The organism is Streptomyces sp. NPDC042259 (genome assembly GCF_055582085.1).
In genome coordinates this window covers 675,634-701,366 of the sequence record NZ_JBVJDW010000004.1, presented here as the reverse complement: position 1 = coordinate 701,366, position 25,733 = coordinate 675,634, and the positions used below count along the sequence as shown (strand labels likewise).

The following is a 25,733-nucleotide window of genomic DNA, read 5'->3' as shown; positions in this document are numbered from 1 at the left end:
CCCGCTAGGCCGCGTCGGAGCCCTGCGAGACGCCGGACTCGCGGCGCTCCATGGCGGCGCGGAACCGCTCGTAGCCCGCCAGCTCCGCGACGTCGCCGACCTTGCGGTTACGGGCCGCCCAACTCCCCCACAGGGCGGCGGCGACAGCCGCGGCGACGGGGATCAGCAACCACGCAAGTGCCGCCATGCCGGCCTCCCGACCCCTTCCGAACCACATCTGACTGATGAGCAGATTAAACGTCCGCCGTCTCAACGCTTACGTCAGGGGCCCGGTTACGCAACCGGGGTCGGCCAACCGTGGTCCGGCCTGCGAAGACGGCGCTACGCGCCGACCCTCCCCCAGCTACCGCCGGGAGGTGCCCCCACCGCCGACGGCGCTACGCGCCGACCCTCCCCCAGCTACCGCTGGGAGGTGCCCCCACCGCCGACGGCGCTACGCGCCGACCCATTCTTGGGTGCCGTCCGCGAACTTCTGGTGTTTCCAGATCGGGACCTCCGCCTTGAGGTCGTCGATCAGGCGGCGGCACGCCGCGAAGGCCTCCGCCCGGTGCGGGCAGGAGACGGCCACCACGACCGCCAGGTCGCCGATGGCCAGCTCCCCCACCCGGTGCACCGCGGCGAGCGCACGAACCGGGAAGTCCGCCGCGACCTTCTCCGCGACGCGGCGCAGCTCGGCCTCGGCCGTGGGGTGCGCGGAGTAGCCGAGCCCGGCCACGTCCGCGCCGCCGTCGTGGTCGCGCACCGTGCCCACGAAGAGCGCCGTGCCCCCCGCGGCGTCGTCGCCGACCGCCGCGAAGACCTCGTCGAGCGACAGGGGGGTGTCGCGGACGGCGAGGAGACGGATCGGATCCAGGGCGGGCAGCTCACCGGGGTGGCCGCCGGAGCGGTCATACGTACGGGCCATACGGTCCATCGTGCCGCACGCGGGGCGGTGGTGGTGCATGGTGTTCCACCAGGCCGCCCGGCCCGCCGTCGGAGGGTCCTCCAGAGGCCCGCGCGGCCTACAGGCGGCGGCGCGCCTTGCGGGCACGGCGGACCAGCGCGGCGGTGCCCACCAGGGCGACGGTCGCGCCCGCGGCACCCAGCGTGGTGGCGTCCTTGCGGCCGAGCCGGCGGCCCGCGACCGTGTGCCGGCCGGCGACCTCCTCCAGCAGCTCCGCGAGGACCTCCTCGTTGGTCCAGCGCGGCCGCCAGCCGGCGTCGTGCAGCCGGCTGCCGCTGACCACCCACGGGTGCATCGTGTACTCGAGGTCACCCGCGGGCGACGGGGTCAGGCCCAGCCGGTGCAGCCGGGAGGCCGCGCCCAGCGCGACCGCCGAGGGCAGCTCCATGCGGCGGATGCCGGTCAGCTCCTCGACCTCCTCCTGCTCCAGCCAGCCGTCGCAGCCGACCGCGAGATCGCCCTCGGCCTTCTCCAGCGCGGCGAACTCCAGGGCGCTCACCAGGTCCTCCACATGGCAGAACTGCCAGGTCGGCCGGGATCCGGCGACCACCAGGAGGCGGGGCGACTCGAAGTAGCGGGTCAGGGCGGTGTCGGTGCCGCCGACGAGGACGGCGGGGCGCAGCACGGTGACGTTCAGCCCCGGGTGCGCGCGGGGTGCGCGCTTGGCGAGCCGTTCGATCTCCAGCAGGTCGCCGACGCCGGTGGCCTCGGCGGTCGCGCGCAGCTCGGCGTCCTCGGCGAGCGGTACGGCGTTGTCGGGCCGCGCCCCGTAGACCATCGCGGAGGTGCACAGCACGACGCGGTGCACCCCGGCGGCCGCGGCGGCGGTGAGCACGGTCTGGGTGCCGCGCACGTTGTAGGCGGTGCGGGCCGCGGGGTCGGTCTCCAGGTCGAGGTCGAGGGCGAGGTGGACGACGACGTCGGCACCCCGCAGCTTTTCCGCGATCGCCGGGTCGCGGACGTCCAGCACATGCCACTGTGCCTCGGTCACGTCGCCACGGCGCTCGTCTATCGCCACGACCTGCTTGATCTCTTCTGATGCGGCCAGCCGCTGCGTGAGCAGCGCGCCGACGCCGCTCGCGGCACCGGTGACCGCGACGACGGGTCGGCGGCCGGGCAGGGCCGTACTGTCTCGCGCGGAACCGTTTCGCGCTGCGCGAACTTCTCGGTCGGGGGAACTCACCGGGCGTCTCCAGCGGTTGTCTTCAGTACGTAAGTGTGATGACGCGTACGTACCAGGTGACGTCCATCCTGCCGCAGGCCCCGGGTCGGCGAAGCACCAAGCCCGGATACCGCGGAGGTGTCTACGCTGGGTAGTGATGTCGCGCATTCGCCGTCGGTTCCGTGCCGGCGGCCCTACGAGCCGAGGAAACCCGTGAGTGACAACCCATTCGGATTCGGCCTTCCGCCGGAGGAGCCGGAGAACGGCGACGACGGCAAGAAGAAGGACGGCAGCCAGGGCGGCGGCCAGGGACCGGCGAATCCGTTCGGGTTCGGCGGGGCCGCGGGCGGCGGGGACAACCCCTTCGCCGCGATGTTCGGCTCCATGAACCCGGGCGACCTGGGCGCCGCGTTCCAGCAGCTGGGCCAGATGCTCTCCTACGAGGGCGGCCCGGTGAACTGGGACATGGCCAAGGACATCGCGCGGCAGACCGTCGCGCAGGGCACCGCCGACGGCGGCAAGGACGCCAGCGTCGCCCCGGGCGAGCGGGCCGCGGTCGAGGAGGCCGTGCGCCTGGCCGACCTGTGGCTGGACGGGGTGACGTCGCTGCCGTCGGGCGCGGGCACGGCGGTCGCCTGGAGTCGCGCGGAGTGGGTCGAGGCGACCCTCCCGGTGTGGAAGGACCTGGTCGACCCGGTCGCCGAGCGCGTCGGCGCCGCCATGGGCGATGTGCTGCCCGAGGAGATGCAGGCCATGGCGGGCCCGCTGCTCGGGATGATGCGGCAGATGGGCGGGGCCATGTTCGGCCAGCAGATCGGCCAGGCCGTGGGCGTGCTGGCCGGCGAGGTGGTCGGTTCGACCGATATCGGGCTGCCGCTCGGTCCCGCGGGCAAGGCCGCGCTGCTTCCGGTGAACATCGCGTCGCTGGGCTCCGGCCTCGGTGTGCCGCTGGACGAGGTCCGGCTCTACCTGGCCCTGCGGGAAGCCGCCCACCAGCGGCTCTTCGCCCATGTGCCGTGGCTGCGCTCGCATCTGTTCGGTGCCGTCGAGGGCTACGCCCGGGGCATCAAGGTCGACACCTCCAAGCTGGAGGACGTGGTCGGCCAGCTCGACCCCGCGCACCCGGAGCAGCTGCAGGACGCCCTCCAGCAGGGCATGTTCCAGCCGGAGGACACCCCCGAGCAGAAGGCGGCGCTCGCCCGTCTGGAGACGGCGCTCGCGCTGGTCGAGGGCTGGGTCGACGCGGTCGTGCACGCGGCCGCCTCGCCGCACCTGCCGTCGGCCGGCGCGCTGCGCGAGACGCTGCGCCGCCGCCGTGCGTCCGGTGGCCCGGCGGAGCAGACCTTCGCCACCCTGATCGGTCTGGAGCTGCGGCCGCGCCGGCTGCGGGACGCCTCGCGGCTGTGGGCGTCGCTGACCGACGCGCGGGGCCTGGAGGGCCGTGACGCCCTGTGGGAGCACCCGGACATGCTGCCGACGGCCGCCGACCTGGACGACCCGGACGGCTTCGTGCACCGTGAGCACCTGGACTTCTCGGAGCTGGACAAGATGCTGGGCGAAGCGGCCGGCGGCGGGTCCGCGAAGCCGGACCTGACGAAGGGCTCCGCCGAGGATCCGTCCAAGGACGAGGAAAAGGGCGAAAAGGGCGACGGGAAGGGTGAAGGCGACAAGTGAGCCTTCATGAGAACGCCGTCCTCGTCCTCAAGGAGTACGGCGACCAGGAAGAGCTGCGCGATCTCTACCTGGATCACCTGGCCGCGCACCCGGACGGCACGTGGAAGCCCTGTCGGGCCGGGCACATCACGGCGAGCGCCCTGGTGATCGACCCGGCGCGCGGCAAGGTGCTGCTCACGCTGCACCGCAAGCTGCGGATGTGGCTCCAGATGGGCGGCCACTGCGAGCCCGGTGACGCCACGCTCGCGGCGGCGGCGCTGCGCGAGGCGACGGAGGAATCCGGTATCGGGGGCCTGACCCTGCTGCCGGGCGGTCCGGTCCGGCTGGACCGGCACCCGATCCCCTCGCCCTGCAACTGGCATCTCGACGTGCAGTACGCGGCGCTGGTCCCGCGGGGCGCGGTGGAGGCCATCAGCGACGAGTCCCTGGACCTGCGCTGGTTCGCGTACGACGAGGTGGCCTCGGTGGCCGACGAGTCGGTCGTGCGGCTGATGGAGCGGACGCTCGCCCGGCTGTGAGAGCCCATGGGTAAGGGGCGCCACCCAGTGGGTGGCGCCCCTTACTCGTCGCTCAGCGGTTGGACCAGATGTTGCCCTGGTTCTGGCCGTGCGCCCCCTGCTGGCCGAGGCCGTACTGGGCCAGCGCCCCCTGGCCGATCTCCGCGCCCTGGGGCGGGAGCAGCTCACTGGGCTGCACGAGGGCGTAGCCGTGGCCCTGGAAGTTCAGCTCCCAGCCCTCCCCGGTGCTTCCGCGCCGCCGCCAGACGCTCGACGAGGACGTCGGCGCCTGCATCTGCACGACGAGCGACGTCGACCACGCCACGACGGCGTCCGCGTCGGCGTTGACGTACTTGTCCGGGGTGACCTGGAGCATCAGGGGCTGGCCGGAGGTCATGAGCGCGACCTTGCCCTGCCCGGAGATGACGAGGTTGTAGGCGCCCGAGCCGGAGATCCCGAACTGGCTGTCCACCGCGATGGTGTCCCAGTGCAGGGTCGAGTCCATCGCGAGGACGTAGGCGGCGTCCACGGTCAGGCCGTTGTGGTCGACGTCGACGATGTGGACGTACTGCGCGAGGTTGGCGAAATAGACCGTGCCCTGCCCCGAGCAGCGCATCAGGTCCAGGACCTCGCCGGTGTGGGCGCGGGCGTTCTGCTGACCGCGTGTCAGGTACTCGCCGTCGAACTCCATCATGCCCTGGTAGGCGACCATCGATCCCTTGCGGGCGAGGACGTCGTCGTGGCCGGTGAGACAGACGCGCAGCAACTGCGGGTTCTGAAGCGCGTAGCGCTCCTGGGACTGGGCCTCGGTGTGGCCGAAAAGCGGGCTCTGCATAAATCTTCGCTCCCCCTCAGCCCCGGGCCCGGAGCCGGTCAGTGCTGTCCTCGCTGGGCTGTACGACCACGAACCCCTGGCCCGAGAAGCCCAGCTGGTACGCCTCGCCGCTGCCCCGGCCGATCATCGAGGAAGCCTTGAAGCTGCGCTTCCCCTTCATCTTGAGGCCCGTGGACCACGCCACGAGGGCGTCGGGGTCCACATAGGTCTCGTCCTCGCCGCTGCCGCAGTCGACGACGATCGGTGTGCCGCGCGAGGTGAGCGCGACCCAGCCGGTGCCGGAGATGGCCACGTTGAACAGGCCCTGCCCGGCGAATTTCGCCATTCCCTTCACCCGCTGCACGCCCCACTGCAGATGGGCGTCGAAGGCGAGGATGTTGGTGCCGTTGACGGAGAGCGAGTCCCCGTTGAGCTGGAGGCAGACGACGTCCGCCCCGTAGTCGGCGAGGTAGAGCAGCCCGTCGCCGTGGCACTTCATGAGCGGCATGCCTTCGCCGGTGACCCACTGGGACGCCATCTGGCGGATGGCGGGCGGGTTCGCCTCGTACTGGACGAAGCCCTCGTAGGCGATCATCGAGCCGGTGCGGGCGAACAGATCGTGGCCGGACCGCATGGCCACCTTGAGCATGCTGCTGCCGTGGTTCTCCATCCGGGCCGCCACGGGCGTCGGGGCGTAGCCCGAGATCGGGGTCTGGTTCATGGTCATTTCGGGCTCCCTCAGACCTCGTAGGGCTGGACGACGATGAAATTGCCGGGCGCGCCGCGGAATTGGAGGTTCACGGTCTCTCCGCTGTGGCCCGGATAGGAGTTGCGGCGCAGCCGCACCTGGCTGGAGACGACCACCTGGGAAGCGGCGGACCAGGCGACGATGGCGTTGCTGTCGGCGTAGGTGGTGGGGGTGACCGGCAGGACCACGGGGACGCCGTTGGTCTTGACGACGACGGTGCCGTGCCCCTGGAACTGCATGGTGAACAGCGCGCCACCGGGGATGCCGTGGCCCTCGATCCGGCGGACCTCGTGCTGGAGCGACTCGTCGAAGGCGAGCACCGACTCCGCGGAGACGCAGATGCCGTCGCCCTGGAGCTCGATCGGGTGGACGTGGGCGGAGTTCTCCGCCAGGAACACCTGCCCCCGGCCGGTGCAGCGCATCAGCTGCATCTCCTGGCCGGTGGCATTGCCCATGATCCGGCCGGCGAATCCGGCGCCCTTGTAGCCGAAGTCGACCTTGCCCTGGTAGAGCACCATGCTGCCCTGGCGGGCGAGCACGGGCTGCGGGTCGGTGCCGAGGTCGACCCGGATGAGCCGCGGGTTCTGCAGGGTCCACCGCTGCCCGGTGGGTGCCTCGCGGTACTTCTCCAGCGCGGCCTGGACACCGACGGGGGTGCCGCCCTGCGGGGGCATGCCGTGCGGCGCCGCGGGCGGCGGTCCGCCGTAGGGGGCGGGCTGGCCGGGCTGGCCCGGGTACGGCTGCTGGCCGGGGAACGGCTGACCGGGCTGGCCCTGGTGTCCGTAGGGCTGCTGCTGACCGGGGTGCCCGTAGGGGGCCGGCGGCTGCTGGCCGTAGGGCTGGCCGGGCACGCCGGGCTGACCGGGCGGCGGCGGGACCGTGCCGCCGGGCGGGGTGGGCTGGCCGGTCCCGGGCTGGCCGGAGAAGAAGCCGGGCGGGGCGATCGGCGCGGCGATCGTGGCGGCCGCGTGCACCGCGGGGGCGGCCGGCGGCGGGGTGCTGCCGGGCGGGGGCGGGAAGCCCTGGCCGGGCGGCGGGACCGGTGCGGCGGGCCCGGGTGACGGCGGCGCCGGGGGTGCGGCCTGCGGCGCGGCGAACGCCGGGGGCGCGCTCGCCCGGTCGGCCGGGGGCGCGAAGGCCGGGGCCGCGGCCGGGGCGGGGGCCGGAGCCGGTTCCTCCTCCAGGACCTCTCCGCCGAAGTTGGTGAGCAGCGCTTCCAGACCGCCGTCGAAGCCCTGCCCGACGGCGGCGAACCGCCATACGTCCTTCAGGTAGACGTCGCCGAGCATCACCGCGCGCTCGGTGCTGAATTCCGCACCGGTGAAGGAGTACCGGGCGACTTCCGCGCCGCCCGCGACAATGCGGATATAGCCGGGGCCGATCTGTGACATCTGGCCCGCGCCGTCGACCGTCGCCGTGAAGGACAGCTTCCGGATATGTGCCGGAACGCGGTCGAGGGTGACCCGGAAGGATTCCGTGTCACCGGCCTGCGGGCCGAGCAGCTGAATGGACTCCTCGGGGGACTTCGGCTGATTGAAGAAGACGAAGTACCGGTCGTCGGACAGCCGCTCCTGGGCGTCGAGACCGAAGCAGCTGATATCGAAGGACATACCGGGTCCGGAGATCTGCACACCGATGTACAGATCGGTCCCCGCTGTCAGGTCACTGATCTTGGCCTTGTGGCCGCGCTGGAATTCCCTGGCCATGCGTTACGACCGTCCCCCATCCGAACCTGCGGTGAATGCGTTGCGTCAGGCTAACGGCTGACCCTCACGGCCAGCGATTCCGGGGCGTGCGGGGACGCGGGGCGGCGCGGAAGCGCGCGAGCCGGGCGCCGCCCCGGGCGGGACGGCGCCCGGCGGGCGGGGTGTCAGCGGGCCGGTGCGTCAGTGCGCCGCCGGGGGCAAGGAGGCCAGGGGGCACAGCGCCGGGGAACTTGGGGCCGGGGGATCTTGGGGCCGGGGGCCCGGGGGTCATTCCCTCCGGGCGGCGGGCAGATGCGGCAGGCGGTCGGCGGCGACCACACCTTCGAGGTACCCGCGAGCACGCTCGGTGCGGGGATACGCCTCCAGAAGTGCCCAGAAGCGCGGGCCGTGCCCGGGGACCAGCAGATGCGCCAACTCGTGGAGCAGGACGTAGTCCACGACGTACTCGGGCATGCCCTGGAGCCGGTGGGAGAGCCGGATACTGCCCTCGGCGGGGGTGCACGAACCCCACCGGGTGTTCTGATTGGTGACCCAGCGGACCGTGGCGGGGCGGGCGCGGCCTGCGAGGTACTGGCCCGAGAGCCGCTGTGCCCGGTCGGCCAGCTCGGCGTCGCCGAGCATCCGTTTGCTCTCCTGCGCCGCGAGCCGGTCGAGCATCACGCCCACCCACCGCTTCTCCTCCGCCTCCGACATCCGGGCGGGGATGAGGACGACGGTGCGCTCACCCTCCCGGTAGGCGGAGACCGTTCGGCGGCGGCGCGAACTCCGGCGGACCTCGACCGCGTACGCCTCCGGGCCACTGGAGAGCGGGCTCGGGGCGCTGCGCGGTGGTCTTGCGGCACTGTGCAGTGGGTCGACGGGCACGGGCCCGACGTTACCCGTTGGCGGCGCGTGAAGTCCCGCCCCTCGCTCGGTTGCCGGGGAAACACCCGCAGAGGGCAGGGCTTGTATGACAATCACCCCGTGCTTGTGGATAACTTCGCACGGTGACGGCACGGGACGCGCATGCTGAAGGCCGAACCGAGGGGGAAGCCATGCAGACGAACTCCGCGCACCGAGCCACCGCGTGTCACGACCGGGATACCCCGGCCCCGGAGCGGGCCTGCCCGCGCCCGGCCGGGGAGCCGGCCGGCTCCCCGCATCCGATGCTCAAGCCCGCGCTGCGCCGGAGCTGGCGCGACCGCGAGACGGTGCAGTTCGGGGTGGCCCCGGCGCACGCGGTGGTGGTCGGCCCGGTGGACACCGCGACCGGCAGCTTTCTGGGACTGCTCGACGGCACCCGCGGCCTGCCGCTGCTCCGTGCGGCGGCCCGCGATCTCGGGCTGCCGGACGGGCGGACGGACGCCCTGGTGGAGCGGCTGAGCCAGGCCGGGCTCATCGACGACCCCCTGGGCGGCGGCCGGGGCGCCGCCACCCTGCGCAACCGGGGCGCCGGCCTGGAGCGGTTGCGCCCGGACCTGGCCTCGCTGTCGGTGCTGCACCCCGAACCGGGGGCGGCGGCACGGCTGATGGCCGCCCGGCAGGCGACGCGGGTCCAAGTGCGGGGCGCGGGGCGGGTGGGGGCGGCCGTCGCGGCGCTGCTGTCGGCGTCGGGCGTGGGCCAGGTCGACGTACTGGACGGTGGCCGGGTCGAGCTTTGGGACGTCGCGCCGGGCGGGGTGGGTGCCGAGCGGGCCGGGGAGCGGCGGGACGCCGCGGCCCGCCGGGTGGTGCGGCAGTCCGCGCCGCTCCCCCGCCCCCGGGCCCGCGCGGGAGAGCCGCGGGCCGGTGGCGCCGGAGCGGCCGAGGGCACCGGCCCGCCGGAGTCCGGGCCGCCGCCACCGCTGGCGCTGGTGGTGTTCGCTCCGCGCGACGGTCTCGCGGCCTACGCACCGGACCCCGCCACGGTGGAAGAACTCATCACTTCGGGTACCCCGCATCTGTACGCGGGGGTCCTGGAGGCCACCGGGCTGGTGGGGCCGCTGGTGCTCCCGGGCGGGTCGGCCTGCGCGGGGTGCATCGAGCTGGGCCGGGCCGAGCGGGACCCGGCATGGCCGCGGATGCTCGCCCAGTGGAGGTCGGGCCGGGGCGCGGGGGTACCGTCTTGCGACATGGCACTGGCCACGGTGGTGGCGGGGCTGACCGTGGCGAGGGCTCTGGCCTTTCTCGACGGTGGGTCCCCGGCGAGCGCGGGGGTCCGTCTGGAGCTGGCCCTGCCGGGTCCGGCCTGGTCTCCCCGGCCCGTCGAGCCGCATCCGCGGTGCCCGTGCGGCGCGGCGGGATCTTCGTATCCCGAATATGCCTCGGCCGCGGGGGCGCCGCACGGGACAATGAACGGGTAACCGCCGTCCGCGGCGTGGCTGTTCAGCTAGTTGGAGGGGCGCATGTCTGATCTACCCCGCAAGGCGGTCACCCGTACCGCCAAGTTGGCCGCGCTGCCACTGGGGTTCGCGGGGCGCACGGCGCTCGGCCTCGGGAAACGCATCGGCGGGCGGCCCGCGGAGCTGATAGCGGCGGAGTTGCAACAGCGCACGGCCGAACAGCTCTTCGCGACCCTCGGTCAGCTCAAGGGGGGTGCCATGAAGCTGGGTCAGGCCCTGTCCGTCTTCGAGTCGGCGCTGCCCGAGCAGATCGCCGGTCCCTACCGGGCGGCGCTCACCAAGCTCCAGGAGGCCGCGCCACCGCTGCCGACGAAGTCGGTGCACGCGGCCCTGGCGGAGCGGCTCGGCGAGGACTGGCGGGAGCTGTTCGAAGAGTTCGACGACCAGCCCGCGGCGGCGGCGTCCATCGGGCAGGTGCACCGGGCGGTCTGGCACGACGGACGCGAGGTCGCGGTCAAGGTGCAGTACCCGGGCGCGGGCGAGGCCCTGCTCTCCGATCTGACGCAACTGGGGCGTTTCGCCCGGTTGCTGGGCCCGTTGATCCCCGGCATGGACATCAAGCCCCTCATCACCGAGCTGCGCGACCGGGTGTCCGAGGAGCTGGATTACCAGCTGGAGGCCCGCGCCCAGCAGGCGCACGCGGCGGAGTTCGCGGGTGACGCGGATGTGACGGTTCCGGCCGTGGTGCACCAGAGCGACCAGGTGCTGGTGACGGAGTGGCTCGAGGGGGTGCCGCTGTCCGAGGTGATAGCGGACGGCACCCAGGAGCAGCGCGACCGGGCGGGCCAGCTGCTGGCGCGGTTCCTCTTCTCCGGTGCCGCCCGCACGGGGCTGCTGCACGCCGATCCGCACCCGGGCAATTTCCGGCTGATCACCGGGGACCACCCGGACGGCCCGCCGGAGAAGTGGCGGCTGGGCGTGCTGGACTTCGGCACCGTGGACCGGCTGCCGCAGGGCCTGCCGCCGGAGATAGGCACCGCGCTGCGGCTGACGCTGGACGGCGAGGCGGAAGCGGTCCACGAGCTGCTGCGGGAGGAGGGTTTCGTCAAGCCGGAGATCGAGCTGGAGCCCGGTGCGGTGCTGGACTATCTGCTGCCGATCATCGAGCCGGCCCAGGCGGAGGAGTTCACCTTCACCCGGAGCTGGCTGCGCGCCCAGGCGACCCGGATCGCCGATCCCCGCTCCCCCGCCTACCAGCTGGCCCGGCAGCTCAATCTGCCCCCGTCGTATCTGCTGATCCACCGGGTGACGATGAGCACGATCGGTGTGCTGTGTCAGCTGGGCGCGACCGTGCGGTTGCGGGAGGAGATGGAGGCGTGGGTGCCCGGATTCGCGACGGCCGACGAGAGCCGGGAAACCCCCGCCTGACGGCCCCGGGCCGGGATGGGGCCGGGCAGGGGGTGGGGGTGGGGGTCACCACCAGGAGGAGTCGAGGCGGCCCTCGATCGATCTGATGTTGGCGCGGGCACAGTCGTCGCAGAAGTAACGGCGACGGCCGTTCTCGACGGAGCAGGTCCAGGTCGGCGGCGTACCGTCGGCGGTGGTGCCACAGCGAGCGCACACGGCGTTCTCGGTGGCCTCAGGGTCCAACTGCACTGGTTCATGCGTGTTCTGGTCCACCTCGCAGACGATATCCCCGCGAACAGGCCGCGAGGGCACAACGCACCCGACACGGCGCGGGGCCGGTCCGTTCGGACCGGCCCCGCGGGTGTCTCGTGGTATAGCGGCCTGCCGTCGGCCGGGCCGTCGCTCAGTGCATGACGGCCATGGCCAGGGCCCGGCGGGCACGCAGCGAGGCGCGCTCGGCGCGCCGCTGCATCCGCCGGGCGGCGGCCAGCCGAACGGCGCTGCGTTCGGCATCGGCCTCCCGGAGGCGTTCATGCATATGAGCACGGGCCAGGGCTTCTGGGATGAGTTGCATTTCGAGGGTCCTGTTCTGGCGCGACTCGGTCGCACCGGAGGTGTCACGGGTGGGGGTCTTCGAGCCGGCCGGCTCGTGGGACGGGCGCTGCATCGTCGGATCCTGCTTCTTGGGGTCGTGCGTGGTGGGGCGGTCGATGGTGCCGAGGGTGTTCATGCGGTGACCGGGTTCTTGCGCGGGCGGCCACGCGGACGCTTGCGGGCCACGACCACGCCCTGGACGAACAGCTCGCCACCCCAGACGCCCCACGGCTCACGGCGGTCCTTGGCGCCGGCCAGGCAGGCCTCGCGCAGCGGGCAGGTCTGGCAGAGGGACTTGGCGTACTCGACGTCGGCCGGGGTCTCGGCGAAGAAGACCTCGGGGTCGTAGGTGCGGCAGGGGACCGGGACACCGAGGTTCTCGATGGCGTCGTCGAGCTCGGTGAGGGCGGTGAGGGGGGTCAAGGTGTCCTCCGTGGGGACAGGCGGGGGGATCAGATCGGTCGCTACGGACGGGGTGTGTGCCTTGAGTTGCACGGTGTTGTTTCCTCGTCTGTTGTTCCGGCTGGTAGCCGGGGTGGCGCCCCGGTTCGGGGCAAACAAAAGGGCCGCGGATCCCGGTGTGGGTTCCGCGGCCCTGGAAGGTGCCGACCTGATCATGCCGATCAGGCTGGATCTCTCCAGGGTTCGAGCCCACGGAAGGCCCACATCGTGTGGTGCTGCTGCACGGTCAGGGATCCGGCGCCATTGATCGCCGCCACGGGGGCATAGGCCTGGGCCTGTGCCGTCGCCGTCGCCTTAATCGCGGACGCCTTGCTCGGTCGCTTCACGCTGAGTTCCGCGCCGCCGAAAGGCAGACCGGTGCCCCGGAGGGAACCGCCGAGCGGGCAGGAGGCGACGACCGAGCGATCGGTCATTTTGTTGAAGCTCATGAAGCTGATCATTGGTCTCCGCCTCCTTTCGGCGTCTCGGGGGACCGGTCGAAACCAGTCCGGGGCAGTTCAGTACAGCACGGAACCAGCGGCTCTTGGAAGAACCGCAGTTTCCCTGCTCGGAAGGCTATGGGTAGGCCGTCCGCGCGCGCAAACTATTTTTCGGGAGAGTCTTCGGCCGCGTCCTGTGACGCGTCCGACGACATCGGCTCACGGCCGGAGCAGAGAGCCAGGACATCGGCACCGAACTTGTCGAGCTTGCGTCCTCCCACACCTGAGATGCGGGAAAGCTCCGATTCGGTTCCCGGTACGGCCTCGGCGATCGCGAGCAATGTCTTGTCGGTGAAGACGCAGTAGGCCGGCTGGCCCAGCCGCTCGGCCTGTCCGGCCCGCCAGTCACGCAGCCGTTCGTAGAGCGCCTCGTCCAGCTCCGAGGGACAGTCCTCGCAGCGCATCAGCTTGATCTCGCCCGCGTCGGTCAACGTCCGTCCGCAGACCCGGCACAGCGCGGGCCCACGCCGCTTGCGCCGGGCGGGCGCGCCGCCTTCCCCACCGCCCTGGCCCGCCGTCCGGCCGGACGCGCCGGCGGTGCCCGGGCGGGCCGCGGCGGAGCCCGGCCGCAGCCCGTTCAGGAAGCGGCTGGGGCGGCGTGACGCACGGCCGCCGGGGGCCCGGGAGAGCGCCCAGGAAAGAGCGAGGTGACGGCGGGCGCGGGTGACTCCGACATAGAGGAGCCGACGCTCCTCCTCGATCTGCTCATCGGTCTTGGCGTAAGTGATGGGCATCATGCCCTCGGTGAGCCCGACCAGGAAAACCGCGTCCCACTCCAGGCCCTTGGCCGCGTGAAGTGAGGCGAGAGTCACACCCTCGACGGTCGGTGCGTGCTGGGCGGAGGCCCGCTCGTCCAGCTCGGCGACGAGATCGGCGAGGGTGGCGGCCGGCTTGGCCCGCACGAAGTCCTCGGCGAGCCGCACCAGGGCCGCGAGGGACTCCCAGCGGTCGCGGACCGCGCCCGATCCGGCGGGCGGCTCGGCCGTCCACCCCCGGGTGCCGAGCACGGCGCGCACCTGGGAGGGCACGTCGTCGGCGTCGGCCAGCTGGGCGTCCGCGCCGCCGGCGCGGGCCGCGCCCCGCAGCAGCAGCCCGGCCTCGCGCACCTCGGGCCGCTCGAAGAACCGCTCGGCGCCGCGCAGCTGGTAGGGCACCCCGGCGTCGGCGAGGGCCTGCTCGTAGACCTCGGACTGGGCGTTGATGCGGTACAGGATGGCGATCTCGCTCGCCGGCACCCCGGAATCGATGAGGTCCCGCACCCGGCGGGCGGTGCCCTCGGCCTCGGCCGGCTCGTCCCCGTACGCGCAGTAGTGGGGCTCGGGGCCGGACTCGCGCTGGGAGACCAGCTCCAGCCGGTGGTCGGCGGCCCGGCCGCGGGCCTGGGACAGCAGACCGTTGGCCAGCCGGACCACCTGGGGGGTGGAGCGGTAGTCGCGGATCAGCTTCACGACTGTGGCCCGCGGATGGCGGGTGCGGAAGTCGAGCAGATAGTCCGGGGTGGCGCCGGTGAAGGAGTAAATGGTCTGGCTGGCGTCACCGACGACACACAGATTGTCCCGGTCGCCGAGCCACAGCTCCAGCAGCCGCTGCTGGAGCGGGCTGACGTCCTGGTACTCGTCGACGACGAAGTGCTGGTACTGGCGGCGGACCGTCTCGGCGATGTCGTGCCGGTCCTGGAGGACGCCGACGGTCAACAGCAGGACGTCCTCGAAGTCGATCACTCCGCGGTCGCGTTTGAGCTGCTCGTACATGCCGTAGACCCGGGCGATCTCGGCGGGGTCGCGGGGGGCCTCGCGGCCGGTCTTGGCGGCGGCGGCCGGGTAGTCCTCGGGCACGGTCTGGGTGACCTTCGACCACTCGATCTCGCCCGTCACATCGCGCAGCTCGTTGCGGTCGAGGCGGACCCGGCAGCGGGCGGCGGACTCCGCCACGAGCTGGATCTTGCGCTCGACGAGGCGGGGCACCTCGCCGCCGACGGCCTTCGGCCAGAAGTACTGGAGCTGCCGCAGGGCGGCCGAGTGGAACGTGCGGGCCTGGACGCCGCCCGCGCCGAGCTGGCGCAGCCGGCCGCGCATCTCGCCCGCCGCGCGGTTGGTGAACGTGACGGCGAGCACGCTCGACGGCTGGAGCAGCCCGGACCGGACGCCGTAGGCGATGCGGTGGGTGATCGCCCGGGTCTTGCCCGTACCGGCCCCGGCGAGCACGCACACCGGCCCGCTCAGGGCCGTGGCCACCTCGCGCTGCTCGGGGTCGAGCCCGTCGAGCACCGCGTCGGCAGAGTCAGGGACCTGCGGGAAGAGGGAGAAGTGCGTTGCTGCTGTCACCCCGCCATGCTGCCAGGTCGAAGGAGACGACCGGGAATGTTGTCCACAGGCACCCCCGGGCAGTCGTACTAATACCGGGAATGGTCCTGGGTAGGTGCGCGTTCTACCACCGGAAAAGCACCCATGAACGAAGGAGCGCGAGGTCGAATGTCGGGCACCGTGACGATGTACAGCACCACCTGGTGCGGCTACTGCCGCCGGCTGAAGAGCCAGATGGACCGCGAGGGGATCACCTACAACGAGGTCAACATCGAGCACGACGCCGACTCGGCGGCCTTCGTGGAGAAGGCGAACGGCGGCAACCAGACGGTTCCCACCGTTCTCGTGGTTCCCCCGAACGGCGGCGACCACATCGTCATGACGAACCCGAGCCTCGCCCAGGTGAAGCAGGCCCTCGCGGTCTGACGTCCGCGGTGTCCGCGAGCGCCGGACGGGCCGCTGCCGGCTGAGCCGGCAGCGGCCCGTCCGGCGTTCGGGGACCGTCTCAGCCTCAACTCCAGCTCTGGCCCTGCGGCAGCGGCTCGCCGTACCAGAGCTCGAGCAGGCGGGCCGCGATCGAGATGCCCGTCGGAGGCAGCACCTCCCCGGACTCGAAGGCGGCCCGCAGGTCCGCCCGCGAGAACCAGCGGGCCTCGTGGATCTCTTCGCCGTCCACCTGGATGTCGCAGGACGTGGCCCGGGCCATGAAGCCCAGCATCAGGCTGGAGGGGAACGGCCACGGCTGGCTGGCGACGTATTCCACGTCACCGACCACCACGCCCGCCTCCTCGGCGACCTCGCGGCGCACCGCCTCCTCGATGGACTCGCCCGGCTCGACGAAGCCCGCGAGCGTCGAGAAGCGGCCCTCGGGCCAGTGCATCTGCCGACCCAGCAGCGCTCTGTCGTCCTTGTCCGTGACCAGCATGATCACGGCCGGGTCGGTGCGCGGGTAGTGCTCGGCACCGCAGGCCGGGCAGCGGCGGATGTGGCCCGCGGCCGCGACGACCGTGCGCTCGCCGCAGCGCGAGCAGAAGCGGTGGAGCCGCTGCCAGTTCTCCAGGGCCACCGCGTGCACCAGCAGCCCGGCGTCGCGCTGCGACAGCAGCAGGCCCGCCTCGCGCAGCCCCGCGGCGCGCGCCGACTGGTCCATCCGGCCCGGCAGGGTGTCCTTCTGCAGGGCGAAGTAGGCCACGCCCTTCTCGTCCTGCCCGAGGAAGTACCGGTGCGTCTCGGTGACCGGCGCCTCGAAGGCCGGGGTCATCACCAGCTCGGTGCGGCCGTCGGGGGTGTCGTCGATCAGGACCTGGCCGCCGGACACCACGAAGACCCGCGTGGACGGGTGGCTCCAGGCGGCGGAGAGCCAGGCCTCGTCCAGACGGTGGTGCGCGGCACGGTCGATGCCGCTCGCACCGCTGAGCGTGATGGGCCGGGCGGCTGAGAGATCGGTCCAGGTGGTCACTGCTGCTTCCAACTCCCCCTACGAATGGTGGTGTGCATCACGGACGCGAGCGAAGCCGGGGCTATCGCGCGCGCCCGTGCTCGGCGAGGTCGCCCCACAGGTAGGCGGCGGTCTCGACGCCCTTCATGAGCAGGTCCAGCTCGACCTTCTCGTTCGGCGCGTGCCAGCCGTCCGACGGCACCGAGATGCCGAGGAACAGCACGGGGACGCCGAGCACGTCCTGCAGGTCGGCGGCCGGGCCGGAGCCGCCCTCACGGGTGAAACGGACCTGCTGCCCGAAGGCGCGGCCCATGGCCCGGACGACCGACCGCAGCGCCGGGTGGTCGAGCGGTGTCAGGCAGGGGCGGGTCGCGCCCCAGAAGGTGATCTCGTGCCGGATGCCCTCCGGCAGCATGCGGGCGACCCAGTCCCGTACCGCCTGCTGGACGCGGTCGGCGTCCTGCCCGGCGACCAGCCGGAAGGACAGCTTGAGCTGCGCCGTGGACGGCACGATGGTCTTGCCGCCGGGGCCCTGGTAGCCGCCGCCGATGCCGTTGACCTCGGCGGTGGGCCGGGCCCAGATCCGCTCCAGCGTGGTGTAGCCGCGCTCGCCGAGGGCGCCGTGCGAGTGGGCGGTGGTCAGCCACCGCTTCTCGTCGAAGGGCAGCTCGGCGAAGAGTTCGCGCTCGCGGTCGGTGAGTTCCACTACGCCGTCGTAGAAGCCGGGGATCGCCACGCGGCGGTCCTCGTCGTGCAGGGCGGCGACCAGCCGGGCGGCCTCGGTGGCCGGGTTGGGCACGGCACCGCCGAAGGAACCGGAGTGGATGTCCTGGTCGGGGCCGCGGAGGTCGATCTGGCAGTCGGTGAGGCCGCGCATGCCGGTGCAGACGGTCGGGGTGTCCTCGGACCACATGCCGGTGTCGGAGACGATCACGGTGTCGCAGGCGAGGCGGTCGGCGTGGGCGCGGACGAGGTCGGGGAAGTGCGCCGAACCCGACTCCTCCTCACCCTCGATCAGAAGCTTGAGGTTGACGGCCGGGGCGGTGCGGCCCGTCGCCGCCAGGTGGGCGCGGACGCCCAGGGTGTGGAAGAAGACCTGCCCCTTGTCGTCGGCGGCGCCGCGCGCGTACAGCCGGCCGTCCTTGACGACGGGCTCGAAGGGCTCGGTGTGCCAGCCGTCCTCGACGGCGGCGGGCTGTACGTCGTGGTGGCCGTAGACCAGGACCGTCGGCGCGCCCTCGTCACCGGAGGGCCACTCGGCGTAGACCGCCGGGGCGCCGTCGGTCTCCCAGACCTCGGCGGTGGGAAAGCCCGTCTCGGTGAGCTTCGCGGCCAGCCACTGGGCGCTGCGGCGGACGTCGGCGGCCCGGTCCGGGTCGGCCGACACCGAGGGGATGCGGAGCCATTCGACGAGGTCGTCGAGGAAGGCGGCGCGGTGGCCTTCGATGTACGCGCGGACGGCGCTGTCCGGGGTGGGGCTCATGGCATCGAGCCTAACCGGCCACGGGGCGTGACCATGACCGGGTTTCTCACCCGTCCTCCCCGAGGAGGAGCCGCTCCAGGTCCGCACGGTCCGGCAGCCCCGCGGGGCGGACGGTCTCGCCGTCACGGACGTACACGAACGCGGCGGTGACGGCGGACAGCGGCAGGCCGTGCTGTTCGGCCCAGGCGAGGCGGTAGATCGCGAGCTGGAGGGGGTCGGCGTCGTGGTCGCGGTTCGTCTTCCAGTCGACGATCTCGTAGCTGTCGCCGTGCGGGCCGCGTTCGCGGTAGACCGCGTCGATCCGGCCGCGGATCACCCGGCCCGCGAGGGTGAGCTGCACGGGCACCTCCACCCGGTAGGGGGTGCGCCGGGCGTAGCCGGTGCGCTCGAACGCCTCCTTGAGTGCGGCGAGGTCCCGTTCGTCGGCGATCTCGGGGGCGAGGCCGCCGGCGTCCTCGTCGTCGGGGCCGCCGGGCAGTTCCTCGGGGCCGAGCAACGGCAGCGGCAGTTCCTCGAAGCGGGACTCCACCCAGGCGTGGAAGCGGGTGCCGCGGCGCGCGGCGGGCTGCGGTGCGCGGGGCATGGGGCGGGCCAGGTCCCGCGCGAACCCCTCCGGGTCGGCGGCCAGCCGGACCAGCTGCGAGGCGCTCAGCGACGACGGCACGACCACGTCCCGCACACTGGCGCGGGCCCGCCGCAGCTCGCCCGCGAGCGCGTCGAGGTCCCGGTCCCAGGAGCCGACGAGCCGGGCCTCCTCGGGCAGCAGCCGCGACATGGTGCCGGGCGCGGTGGTGTCCTCGTCCTCCTGGGGGTGCGGGCGGCCTCCGGCGGGATCCGGGTGGGAGGCCGCGTGGTCCGGGCCGCCCGGCGCCTGCCGGGGGCCGGGCAGCGCGGCGGCATCGGCGGCGGCCTCAACCTCGGCCTCGGTCTCGGTGCCTTCGGTTCCGCCGGGCGCGCCTGCCGGGCGCGTGGTGGGCAGGGAGTCCCAGTCCGCCAGGTCGTCGTCGCAGGCCTCGCCGAAGGCCGTCTCGTCGAAGGGCATCTCGTCGAAGGGCCCGTCCTCGGGGGGCGGTGGCCAGTCGGGGTCGGGGGCGGTGGCGGCCGGGTGGGGGGCGTCGTGGACGGCCGCGACGGGGTGGTCCTCGGGGTGGTCGGTCAGGCGGGCGAGGTGGGCCAGGACCGCGTCCGCGGCGGTGCGGCGGCGGGCGAGCGACGCCGGGTCCAGGGGCAGCGGCCAGGAGCGCTCCGCGGCGGACTCCTCCAGGGCCGGGTTCTCCTCGCCGTCCTCGGGGGCCGGGGCCCAGGCCTCGATCTCGCCGTGGCCCGCCTCGCAGTGCTCGCGCAGGGCTTCGAGGAAGGCGGACGGGCCGCGCGGCTTCTTCTGGCTCGGCCCCCACCAGTGTCCGGAGGCGAGGAGCAGCGACCGGGGGCGGGTGAAGGTGACGTAGCCGAGGCGGAGCTCCTCGACGCGCTGGTGTTCCTTCATGGCCGCCTTGAAGGCGGCGAGCCCCTTGGCGTCCCAGGCGCGGACGTCGGGGAGGGTGTCCGCGTCGCCCCGCAGCGCGTGCGGCAGCACCTTCGCCTGGGCCGTCCAGGACTCGCGGGTCTGCTCGCTCGGGAAGGTCTTGGTGACGAGACCGGGGACCGCGACCACGTCCCACTCCAGGCCCTTGGACTTGTGGGCGGTGAGCACCTTGACGGTGTTCTCCCCGCCGGGCAGGGAGCTGTCGAGGCCCTTCTCGTACTGGGCGGCGGTGCGCAGGAAGCCGAGGAAGGCGAGCAGGGTCGCCTCGCCGTCGACGGCGGCGAATCCCGCGGCGATGTCCAGGAACGCGGAGAGCGTCTCGCGGCGGCGAGCCGCCAGGGCGTGCGGCGACGCGGAGAGTTCGACCTCCAGACCGGTGGTGGCGAGCACCCGGTGGAGCACGTCCATGAGCGGGTCGGCCAGGGAGCGCCGCAGCTCGCGCAGTTCCCTGGCGAGCCGGGCGAAGCGGACGCGGGCGGCGGCGGAGAACGGCAGCCCGTCGTCCGGACCGGCGGTCAGGAACGTGTCGAGGGCGTCGGCGAGCGACACGGCCTCGGCCGGGTCGACGCCTTCGACCGCCTCGGCCAGGCGCCGGTCGGGGTCCGAGCCCGCGCTGCCGTAGGGCACGAGGGTCCGCGCGCGGCGTCCGAGCAGCGCCAGGTCACGGGGGCCGATGCGCCAGCGGGGGCCGACCAGGAGGCGGACGAGCGCGGCGTTGGCCGTGGGGTCCTGGAGCACTTCGCAGACGGCGACGAGGTCGGCGATCTCCGGCAGGTGCAGCAGCCCGGACAGGCCGACGACCTCCACCGGGACGTCCCGCTCGACCAGGGCGCCCTGGATGTGGGCGAAGTCGACGGCGGTGCGGCACAGCACCGCGATGTCACCGGGCCGGGTGCCCGTGCGCACCAGGTGGGCGAGGGAGTCCGCGAGCCAGTCCAGCTCCTCGGCGTGGGTGGGCAGCAGGGCGCAGCGCACCACGCCGTCGCGCTCGGCGCCGGGGGCGGGCCGCAGGGCCTCGACTCCTTCGTGGCGTTCCCGCAGCGGTGCGGCCAGCCCGTTGGCCAGCTGCAGGAGCCGGCCGCCGCTGCGGCGGTTCTCGCTGAGCGCGAAGCGCTGGGCGGGGCGCCCGTCGGCGTACGGGAAGTGGTGGGGGAAGTCGTCGAGGTTGGCCACGGAGGCTCCGCGCCAGCCGTAGATGGCCTGGCAGGGGTCGCCGACGGCGGTGACGGCGTGCCCCGTGCCGCCGCCGAAGAGGCCGGCGAGCAGCAGCCGCTGGGCCACGGAGGTGTCCTGGTATTCGTCGAGGAGGACGACCGCGAACTGCTCGCGCAGGATCCGCCCGACCTCCGGCCGGGTGCCGGCCAGCTCGGCGGACAGGGCGATCTGGTCGCCGAAGTCGAGGAGGTCGCGCGCCCGCTTCTCCTCGCGGTAGGCGGTCACGAGGCCGAGGAGTTCGAGGCGGGCGCGGGTGGTCTCGGGCACCTGGCGCAGCTCGGCGTTGGAGAGCTTGGCGCTTTCCAGGGCGGTCAGCAGCTCCGTGTCGTACGCGCGGAGGTCCTCGGGGCGTACGAGGTGCTCGGCCAGCTCGCCGTCGAGGGCGAGGAGGTCGGAGACGAGGTCGCCGAAGGAGCGGGTGAGCGCGGGGTGGGGGCCGGGCGAGGTGCGCAGCACACGGGCGGCGAGCTGGAAGCGGGTGGCGTCGGCGAGCAGCCGGGAGGTGGGCTCCAGGCCGATGCGCAGGCCGTGCTCCTTCAGGAGCCGGCCGGCGAAGGCGTGGTAGGTGGAGATCTGCGGATCGCCGGGCGCCCGGTCGGGGTCGCTCGGCTCGGGGTCGGTGACGCCCGCCTCGACGAGGGCCTTGCGCACCCGCTCGGACAGCTCGCCCGCCGCCTTGTTGGTGAAGGTGAGGCCGAGGACCTGCTCGGGGGCGACCTGCCCGGTGCCGACGAGCCAGACGACGCGGGCGGCCATGACGGTGGTCTTGCCCGATCCGGCTCCGGCCACGATGACCTGCGGGGCGGGCGGCGCGGTGATGCAGGCCGTCTGCTCCGGGGTGAACGGGATGCCGAGCAGCTCCTTGAGCTGCTCGGGGTCGGTCAGGCGCGGGGTCACACGAAAACGCTAACGGCCCGCACTGACATCCTTGAACTTCGCAGGTCAGAGCACTTGCCGCCACGCCCTCGGCCGCACTGGGCCTCACGCGGCTTCACTCAACGATCTGGCGGCCCTCCGGCCGTGCGGTGCAGGAGGCGCGGAAGGAGCAGTGGGTGCAGTGCCGGCCCGGCCGGGGGGCGAAGCGCTCCTCCAGGACCCGGCCGGCCGCTTCGGCGAGGAGGCCGCCGATCCACTCGCCCTCCCCCAGCGGGTCCTGGGCCTGCACCTTGGGGAGGGTGTCCCCGCCGTCCTTCTTCGCGGCCCCCTGGCGCAGCTGCACGAGTTCCGCGCCGCCCGGCACCGGGCGCTCGCCGTCGAAGAGGTCGTCGACGGCACCGTGCTCGACGGCGAGCTGGTAGACGGCGAGCTGGGGGTGGTGGGTCACGGCGTCGGCGGTGACCGTGCCCTTGCCGGTCTTGAAGTCGACGACGTAGGCGCGGCCGTGGGCGTCCGTCTCCACCCGGTCCATGGAGCCGCGGACGCGCACCCGGTAGTCCCCGGGGGCGTTCAGGGTGACGTCGAAGGAGTGCTCGGTCGCGACGGGGGTGCGGCCGTCGCGTTCCATCACGTGCCAGCGCAGGAAGCGCTCCAGGGCCGCGCGGGCGTGCTCCTTTTCCTGCGTCGACTTCCAGGGCGCGTCGAAGGCCAGGGCGTCCCAGACGGAGTCCAGGCGTTCCATGAGGACGGCGAGGTCGGCGGGGGTGCGGCCGGAGGCGACCTCGTCGGCCAGGACGTGGACGACGTTGCCGAAGCCCTGGGCGGCGGTGGCGGGGGCGTCGGCCTTCACCTCGCGGCCGAGGAACCACTGGAGCGAGCAGGTGTTGGCGAGCTGGTCGAGGGCGGAGCCGGAGAGCGCGACGGGGTGTTCCCGGTCGCGCAGCGGCGTCGCGCTGTGCGTCGGCTCGTCCAGGCCCCACCAGCGGTAGGGGTGGGCGGCGGGCACGAGCGGCTGGCCCTCGTCGTCGCTCAGGGCCGCGAGCCGGGCGAGCCGCTCGGCCGCCGCGGCCCGCAGGGCGTCCGAGGCGTCGGGGTCGACGGTGGTGGCGCGCAGTTCGGCGACGAGCGCGGCGACGGCCAGGGGGCGGCGCGGCCGCTGGGTGACGTCGACGGGCTCGGTGCCCAGCTCGGTCAGGAACCGGGAGGGCTGGTCGCCGTCCTCGGCGGCCGCCTTGACGGCGGTGACGACCACGCGCTCGCGCGCACGCGTGGCGGCCACGTAGAACAGGCGGCGCTCCTCGGCGAGCAGGGCGCCGGGGCTGAGCGGCTCGGCGAGGCCGTCGCGTCCGATGCGGTCGGCCTCCAGGAGCGAGCCACGGCGGCGCAGGTCCGGCCAGAGGCCTTCCTGCACGCCCGCGACGACGACGACCCGCCACTCCAGGCCCTTGGAGCGGTGCGCGGTCATCAGGCGTACGGCGTCGGGCCGCAGGGCCCTGCGGGTGAGGGTGTCGGCGGCGATGTCCTGGGCGTCGAGTTCGTCCAGGAAGTTCAGGGCGCCCCGGCCGCCGGTGCGCTCCTCGGCGCGGGCGGCGGTCTCGAACAGCGCGCACACGGCGTCCAGGTCCCGGTCGGCGTTCCGGCCGCCGGCGCCGCCGCGGCGGGCGGCCCGCTCCAGCCGCTCCGGCCAGGTGGTGCCGTTCCACAGGGCCCAGAGCGCCTCTTCGGCGGTGCCGCCGCCTTCGAGCAGCTCGCGGGCCGTGCGCAGGAGAGCGCCCAGGCGCTGTGCGCCCCGCGCGTAGGACGGGTCGTGCGCCACGAGGCGCTCCGGTTCCGCGAGCGCCTCCGCGATCAGTACGTCCGAGGGGCGCGGTACGGCGTGGCCCGCGGCGCGTTCCTCGTCGCGCAGGGCGCGGCCCAGTTTGCGCAGGTCCGTGGCGTCCATGCCGCCGAGCGGCGAGGTGAGCAGCGTGAGCGCGGTCTCGGGGTCGAACGAGGCCGCCCGGGGGGAGGCGCCGGAGGGGGCCGGGGGTTCGGCCACCGCGCGCAGGGCCGTCAGCAGGGGGGAGACCGCCGGTTCGTGGCGCAGCGGCAGATCGTCGCCGTCGACCTCCACGGGGACGCCCGCCGAGGTCAGGGCGCGGCGGAGGCCCGGTATGGAGCGGGCGCCCGCGCGGACGAGGACGGCCATGTCGTGCCAGGGGACGCCGTCCTCCAGGTGGGCGCGGCGCAGGATGTCGGCGATGTTGTCGACCTCCGCGCCCGGTGTGGGGTAGGTGTACGCCTCCACCCGGCCGCCTTCGCGGACGGCCGTCAGTTCCCGGTGGGCGCGCACGGCCCGGGCCGGCAGGCGGGTGAGCGGCATACGGCGGGTGAGCAGCCGGGTCGCGGCGAGGAGGGCGGCGCCGGAGCGGCGCGAAACGGTGAGGACCTCGACGGGGGCGGCGGAGCCGTCGCGGCGGGGGAAGGCGTCGGGGAAGTCGAGGATGCCGTTCACGTCGGCGCCCCGGAAGGCGTAGATCGACTGGTCGGGGTCGCCGAAGGCGACCAGGGTGCGTCCGCCGCCCGCGAGTGCGCGCAGCAGGCGCACCTGGGCGGCGTCGGTGTCCTGGTACTCGTCCACGAAGACCGCGTCGTAGCGCAGGGCCAGCTCGGCGGCGACGTCGGGCCGCTCCGCGAGGAGCACGGCCCGGTGGACGAGTTCGGCGTAGTCGAGCACCCCGCGCATGTCGAGCACGTCGAGATACTCGGCGAGGAAGGACGCGGCGGCCCGCCAGTCGGGGCGGCCGGTGCGCGCGGCGAAGGCGCCGAGGGCCCCGGGGCCGAGTCCCAGTTCGCGGCTGCGGGCGAGGACCGCGCGGACCTCGTCGGCGAAGCCGCGGGTGGTCAGGCACGCGCGCAGTTCGTCGGGCCAGCCCACGGCCTCGCGCCCGGCGCGCTCCAGTTCGGCCTGGCCGGCGAGCAGCTCGCGCACGACGACGTCCTGCTCGGGTCCGGACAGCAACCGCAGGGGGTCGATGAAGAGGTCCACGTCCTGGTGGGCGCGGACCAGGGCGTAGCAGTACGAGTGGAAGGTCGTGGCCCGCAGGCCGTTGGCGGCGCCCAGCCGGGCGGCCATCCGGTCCCGGAGTTCGACCGCGGCCTTGCGGCTGAAGGTGAGGACGAGGATCCGCTCGGGGTCGGTGCCCCGCCGCACCCGCTCGGCGACCGCCTCGACGAGCGTGGTGGTCTTGCCGGTGCCCGGTCCGGCGAGCACCAGCAGCGGCCCGTCCCGGTGGTCAACCACGGCGCGCTGTCGTGCGTCCAGCTCAGGAGGGCCCACCGGCCCGGGCCGGGTACGCACGAGGCGGTACGCGCCCGAAGAGGGCCGCCGCAGCTGCTGCGGCGGGCGGGACGATACGGAGGAGCTCACGTGGGTTGCCGGTCCTGGTGGAGGTGCGGGATGACGTACGGCCGTTCGGGCCGGGAAGCGGCCTGAGGGTGGGGCGGGGCGGACGACGGAGGGCGGCCACCGACGCTACGCCAGGAGGCACCCCGGGCGCAGGGCGTCCCGGGTGTCACCGGACCGGCGCGGCGGCCTCATCCGTTCGGATTACGCCCAGGCCCCGCCTGCTCCGGCGGGGCCGGGCGGTACCCGGACGGCCGAGGCCGTCAGGTGTGCGGATTCACATCCGGCCCGGTGCCATCGGTGCCGGTGCCGTCCCAGCGGGCCCGCCGCATGTCGAGGCGGGGCAGGTGGCCGTCGGCGGAGCGGGCGGCCGGGCGCAGCGGGGTGCCCTCGTCGCGGTAGTGGTCCAGGGCGCGCAGCTCGTGGCCGGGCAGCAGGGCGCCGTCCGCGCGGACCACGCGCCACCAGGGCACCGGGCCGCCGTAGAGCGCCATGACCCGCCCCACCTGCCGGGGGCCGCCCTCCCCGAGCCATTCGGCGACGTCCCCGTAGGTCATCACCCGGCCGGGCGGGATCAGCTCGGCGACGGCCAGCACCCGGTCGGCGTACTCGGGGAGCCCGGCGGCCGGCCCGTGGTCCGTCGTCACGTCCTCGCTCATCCGGTCCATACTGCCGCACCCCACCGACAACGCCGGGGCGGCGGCCTTCCCGCACCTCAGCCA

Annotated in this window: 22 protein-coding genes; 5 read left to right on the top strand and 17 right to left on the bottom strand. The window is 73.6% G+C overall.

Annotated elements, in window-relative coordinates:
• Positions 1 to 4: 4 nt before the first annotated feature.
• The 3 genes from ACZ6MA_RS15390 to ACZ6MA_RS15380 form a co-directional block, all read right to left on the bottom strand.
• Entirely contained in the window at positions 5 to 187 is a 183-nt protein-coding gene (locus tag ACZ6MA_RS15390) for a hypothetical protein (RefSeq protein WP_469434012.1), read from the bottom strand.
• Between the two features lie 246 nt (positions 188 to 433).
• A complete protein-coding gene (locus tag ACZ6MA_RS15385) occupies positions 434 to 913 on the bottom strand; it encodes a molybdenum cofactor biosynthesis protein MoaE (protein ID WP_469434131.1) in 480 nt (159 codons plus the stop codon).
• An 88-nt stretch (positions 914 to 1,001) separates the two neighbouring features.
• Positions 1,002 to 2,126: an SDR family oxidoreductase gene (locus tag ACZ6MA_RS15380; protein WP_130879793.1), complete on the bottom strand. Its 1,125-nt coding sequence runs from the start codon at positions 2,124 to 2,126 to the stop codon at positions 1,002 to 1,004.
• A gap of 192 nt (positions 2,127 to 2,318) precedes the next feature.
• Here ACZ6MA_RS15380 and ACZ6MA_RS15375 point away from each other — a divergent pair, with 192 nt between their 5' ends.
• Entirely contained in the window at positions 2,319 to 3,779 is a 1,461-nt protein-coding gene (locus tag ACZ6MA_RS15375) for a zinc-dependent metalloprotease (protein WP_469434010.1), read from the top strand.
• Positions 3,776 to 4,297 carry an NUDIX hydrolase gene (locus ACZ6MA_RS15370; protein ID WP_469434008.1) on the top strand — a complete coding sequence of 174 codons (522 nt, stop codon included), beginning with the start codon at positions 3,776 to 3,778 and terminating at the stop codon, positions 4,295 to 4,297. Before ACZ6MA_RS15375 ends, ACZ6MA_RS15370 begins: the two co-directional genes overlap by 4 nt.
• 52 nt (positions 4,298 to 4,349) lie before the next feature.
• Here the strand turns inward: ACZ6MA_RS15370 and ACZ6MA_RS15365 are convergent, their stop codons facing one another.
• The 4 genes from ACZ6MA_RS15365 to ACZ6MA_RS15350 form a co-directional block, all read right to left on the bottom strand.
• Entirely contained in the window at positions 4,350 to 5,111 is a 762-nt protein-coding gene (locus ACZ6MA_RS15365; RefSeq protein WP_469434006.1) for an AIM24 family protein, read from the bottom strand.
• Between the two features lie 16 nt (positions 5,112 to 5,127).
• Entirely contained in the window at positions 5,128 to 5,811 is a 684-nt protein-coding gene (locus ACZ6MA_RS15360; protein WP_469434130.1) for an AIM24 family protein, read from the bottom strand.
• Between the two features lie 17 nt (positions 5,812 to 5,828).
• The gene (locus ACZ6MA_RS15355) at positions 5,829 to 7,544 is read right to left on the bottom strand and encodes a TerD family protein (protein ID WP_469434005.1); all 1,716 of its coding nucleotides are present in this window, start codon (positions 7,542 to 7,544) and stop codon (positions 5,829 to 5,831) included.
• Positions 7,545 to 7,811: 267 nt separating this feature from the next.
• The gene (locus ACZ6MA_RS15350; RefSeq protein ID WP_469434003.1) at positions 7,812 to 8,408 is read right to left on the bottom strand and encodes a M48 metallopeptidase family protein; all 597 of its coding nucleotides are present in this window, start codon (positions 8,406 to 8,408) and stop codon (positions 7,812 to 7,814) included.
• Positions 8,409 to 8,689: 281 nt separating this feature from the next.
• Between ACZ6MA_RS15350 and ACZ6MA_RS15345 the strand changes: the two genes are divergently transcribed.
• Together ACZ6MA_RS15345 and ACZ6MA_RS15340 are read left to right on the top strand one after the other, a co-directional pair.
• Positions 8,690 to 9,865: a ThiF family adenylyltransferase gene (locus tag ACZ6MA_RS15345; RefSeq protein WP_469434128.1), complete on the top strand. Its 1,176-nt coding sequence runs from the start codon at positions 8,690 to 8,692 to the stop codon at positions 9,863 to 9,865.
• A gap of 42 nt (positions 9,866 to 9,907) precedes the next feature.
• A complete protein-coding gene (locus tag ACZ6MA_RS15340) occupies positions 9,908 to 11,272 on the top strand; it encodes an ABC1 kinase family protein (protein ID WP_469434001.1) in 1,365 nt (454 codons plus the stop codon).
• Positions 11,273 to 11,317: 45 nt separating this feature from the next.
• On the opposite strand, the gene ACZ6MA_RS15335 is transcribed toward ACZ6MA_RS15340, so the two are convergent.
• The 5 genes from ACZ6MA_RS15335 to ACZ6MA_RS15315 form a co-directional block, all read right to left on the bottom strand.
• On the bottom strand, positions 11,318 to 11,524 hold the full coding sequence (locus tag ACZ6MA_RS15335; protein ID WP_469433999.1) for a hypothetical protein: 207 nt from the start codon (positions 11,522 to 11,524) through the stop codon (positions 11,318 to 11,320).
• Positions 11,525 to 11,654: 130 nt separating this feature from the next.
• Positions 11,655 to 11,981 (bottom strand): hypothetical protein, encoded by a 327-nt coding sequence (locus tag ACZ6MA_RS15330; protein WP_469433997.1) that lies wholly within the window; start codon positions 11,979 to 11,981, stop codon positions 11,655 to 11,657.
• On the bottom strand, positions 11,978 to 12,340 hold the full coding sequence (locus tag ACZ6MA_RS15325; protein WP_469433995.1) for a WhiB family transcriptional regulator: 363 nt from the start codon (positions 12,338 to 12,340) through the stop codon (positions 11,978 to 11,980). Before ACZ6MA_RS15325 ends, ACZ6MA_RS15330 begins: the two co-directional genes overlap by 4 nt.
• A gap of 128 nt (positions 12,341 to 12,468) precedes the next feature.
• Positions 12,469 to 12,747: a hypothetical protein gene (locus ACZ6MA_RS15320; protein WP_469433994.1), complete on the bottom strand. Its 279-nt coding sequence runs from the start codon at positions 12,745 to 12,747 to the stop codon at positions 12,469 to 12,471.
• Between the two features lie 143 nt (positions 12,748 to 12,890).
• Positions 12,891 to 15,110, bottom strand: coding sequence for an ATP-dependent DNA helicase UvrD2 (locus ACZ6MA_RS15315; protein ID WP_469433992.1), 2,220 nt, complete (start codon positions 15,108 to 15,110; stop codon positions 12,891 to 12,893).
• A gap of 147 nt (positions 15,111 to 15,257) precedes the next feature.
• Here ACZ6MA_RS15315 and ACZ6MA_RS15310 point away from each other — a divergent pair, with 147 nt between their 5' ends.
• Positions 15,258 to 15,515, top strand: coding sequence for a glutaredoxin domain-containing protein (locus tag ACZ6MA_RS15310; protein ID WP_469139281.1), 258 nt, complete (start codon positions 15,258 to 15,260; stop codon positions 15,513 to 15,515).
• Positions 15,516 to 15,600: 85 nt separating this feature from the next.
• On the opposite strand, the gene nudC is transcribed toward ACZ6MA_RS15310, so the two are convergent.
• The 5 genes from nudC to ACZ6MA_RS15285 form a co-directional block, all read right to left on the bottom strand.
• Positions 15,601 to 16,548: an NAD(+) diphosphatase gene (nudC, locus tag ACZ6MA_RS15305; RefSeq protein ID WP_469433990.1), complete on the bottom strand. Its 948-nt coding sequence runs from the start codon at positions 16,546 to 16,548 to the stop codon at positions 15,601 to 15,603.
• Between the two features lie 61 nt (positions 16,549 to 16,609).
• Complete coding sequence (locus tag ACZ6MA_RS15300; protein WP_469433988.1) at positions 16,610 to 18,010, bottom strand: dipeptidase; 1,401 nt, start codon at positions 18,008 to 18,010, stop codon at positions 16,610 to 16,612.
• A gap of 46 nt (positions 18,011 to 18,056) precedes the next feature.
• Positions 18,057 to 21,647, bottom strand: coding sequence for a UvrD-helicase domain-containing protein (locus tag ACZ6MA_RS15295; RefSeq protein WP_469433987.1), 3,591 nt, complete (start codon positions 21,645 to 21,647; stop codon positions 18,057 to 18,059).
• Between the two features lie 94 nt (positions 21,648 to 21,741).
• Entirely contained in the window at positions 21,742 to 25,035 is a 3,294-nt protein-coding gene (locus tag ACZ6MA_RS15290; protein ID WP_469433986.1) for an ATP-dependent helicase, read from the bottom strand.
• A gap of 239 nt (positions 25,036 to 25,274) precedes the next feature.
• Complete coding sequence (locus ACZ6MA_RS15285; RefSeq protein WP_469433984.1) at positions 25,275 to 25,670, bottom strand: MGMT family protein; 396 nt, start codon at positions 25,668 to 25,670, stop codon at positions 25,275 to 25,277.
• Positions 25,671 to 25,733: the final 63 nt, after the last annotated feature.

What these genes read in the sequence shown, in the direction of transcription:
- ACZ6MA_RS15390 (WP_469434012.1), bottom strand. Translation starts at nt 187, where the DNA reads ATGGCGGCACTTGCGTGGTTGCTGATCCCCGTCGCCGCGGCTGTCGCC.
- ACZ6MA_RS15385 (WP_469434131.1), bottom strand. Translation starts at nt 913, where the DNA reads ATGGACCGTATGGCCCGTACGTATGACCGCTCCGGCGGCCACCCCGGT.
- ACZ6MA_RS15365 (WP_469434006.1), bottom strand. Translation starts at nt 5,111, where the DNA reads ATGCAGAGCCCGCTTTTCGGCCACACCGAGGCCCAGTCCCAGGAGCGC.
- ACZ6MA_RS15360 (WP_469434130.1), bottom strand. Translation starts at nt 5,811, where the DNA reads ATGAACCAGACCCCGATCTCGGGCTACGCCCCGACGCCCGTGGCGGCC.
- ACZ6MA_RS15355 (WP_469434005.1), bottom strand. Translation starts at nt 7,544, where the DNA reads ATGGCCAGGGAATTCCAGCGCGGCCACAAGGCCAAGATCAGTGACCTG.
- ACZ6MA_RS15345 (WP_469434128.1), top strand. Translation starts at nt 8,690, where the DNA reads ATGCTCAAGCCCGCGCTGCGCCGGAGCTGGCGCGACCGCGAGACGGTG.
- ACZ6MA_RS15340 (WP_469434001.1), top strand. Translation starts at nt 9,908, where the DNA reads ATGTCTGATCTACCCCGCAAGGCGGTCACCCGTACCGCCAAGTTGGCC.
- ACZ6MA_RS15330 (WP_469433997.1), bottom strand. Translation starts at nt 11,981, where the DNA reads ATGAACACCCTCGGCACCATCGACCGCCCCACCACGCACGACCCCAAG.
- ACZ6MA_RS15320 (WP_469433994.1), bottom strand. Translation starts at nt 12,747, where the DNA reads ATGATCAGCTTCATGAGCTTCAACAAAATGACCGATCGCTCGGTCGTC.
- ACZ6MA_RS15310 (WP_469139281.1), top strand. Translation starts at nt 15,258, where the DNA reads ATGTCGGGCACCGTGACGATGTACAGCACCACCTGGTGCGGCTACTGC.
- ACZ6MA_RS15300 (WP_469433988.1), bottom strand. Translation starts at nt 18,010, where the DNA reads ATGAGCCCCACCCCGGACAGCGCCGTCCGCGCGTACATCGAAGGCCAC.
- ACZ6MA_RS15285 (WP_469433984.1), bottom strand. Translation starts at nt 25,670, where the DNA reads ATGAGCGAGGACGTGACGACGGACCACGGGCCGGCCGCCGGGCTCCCC.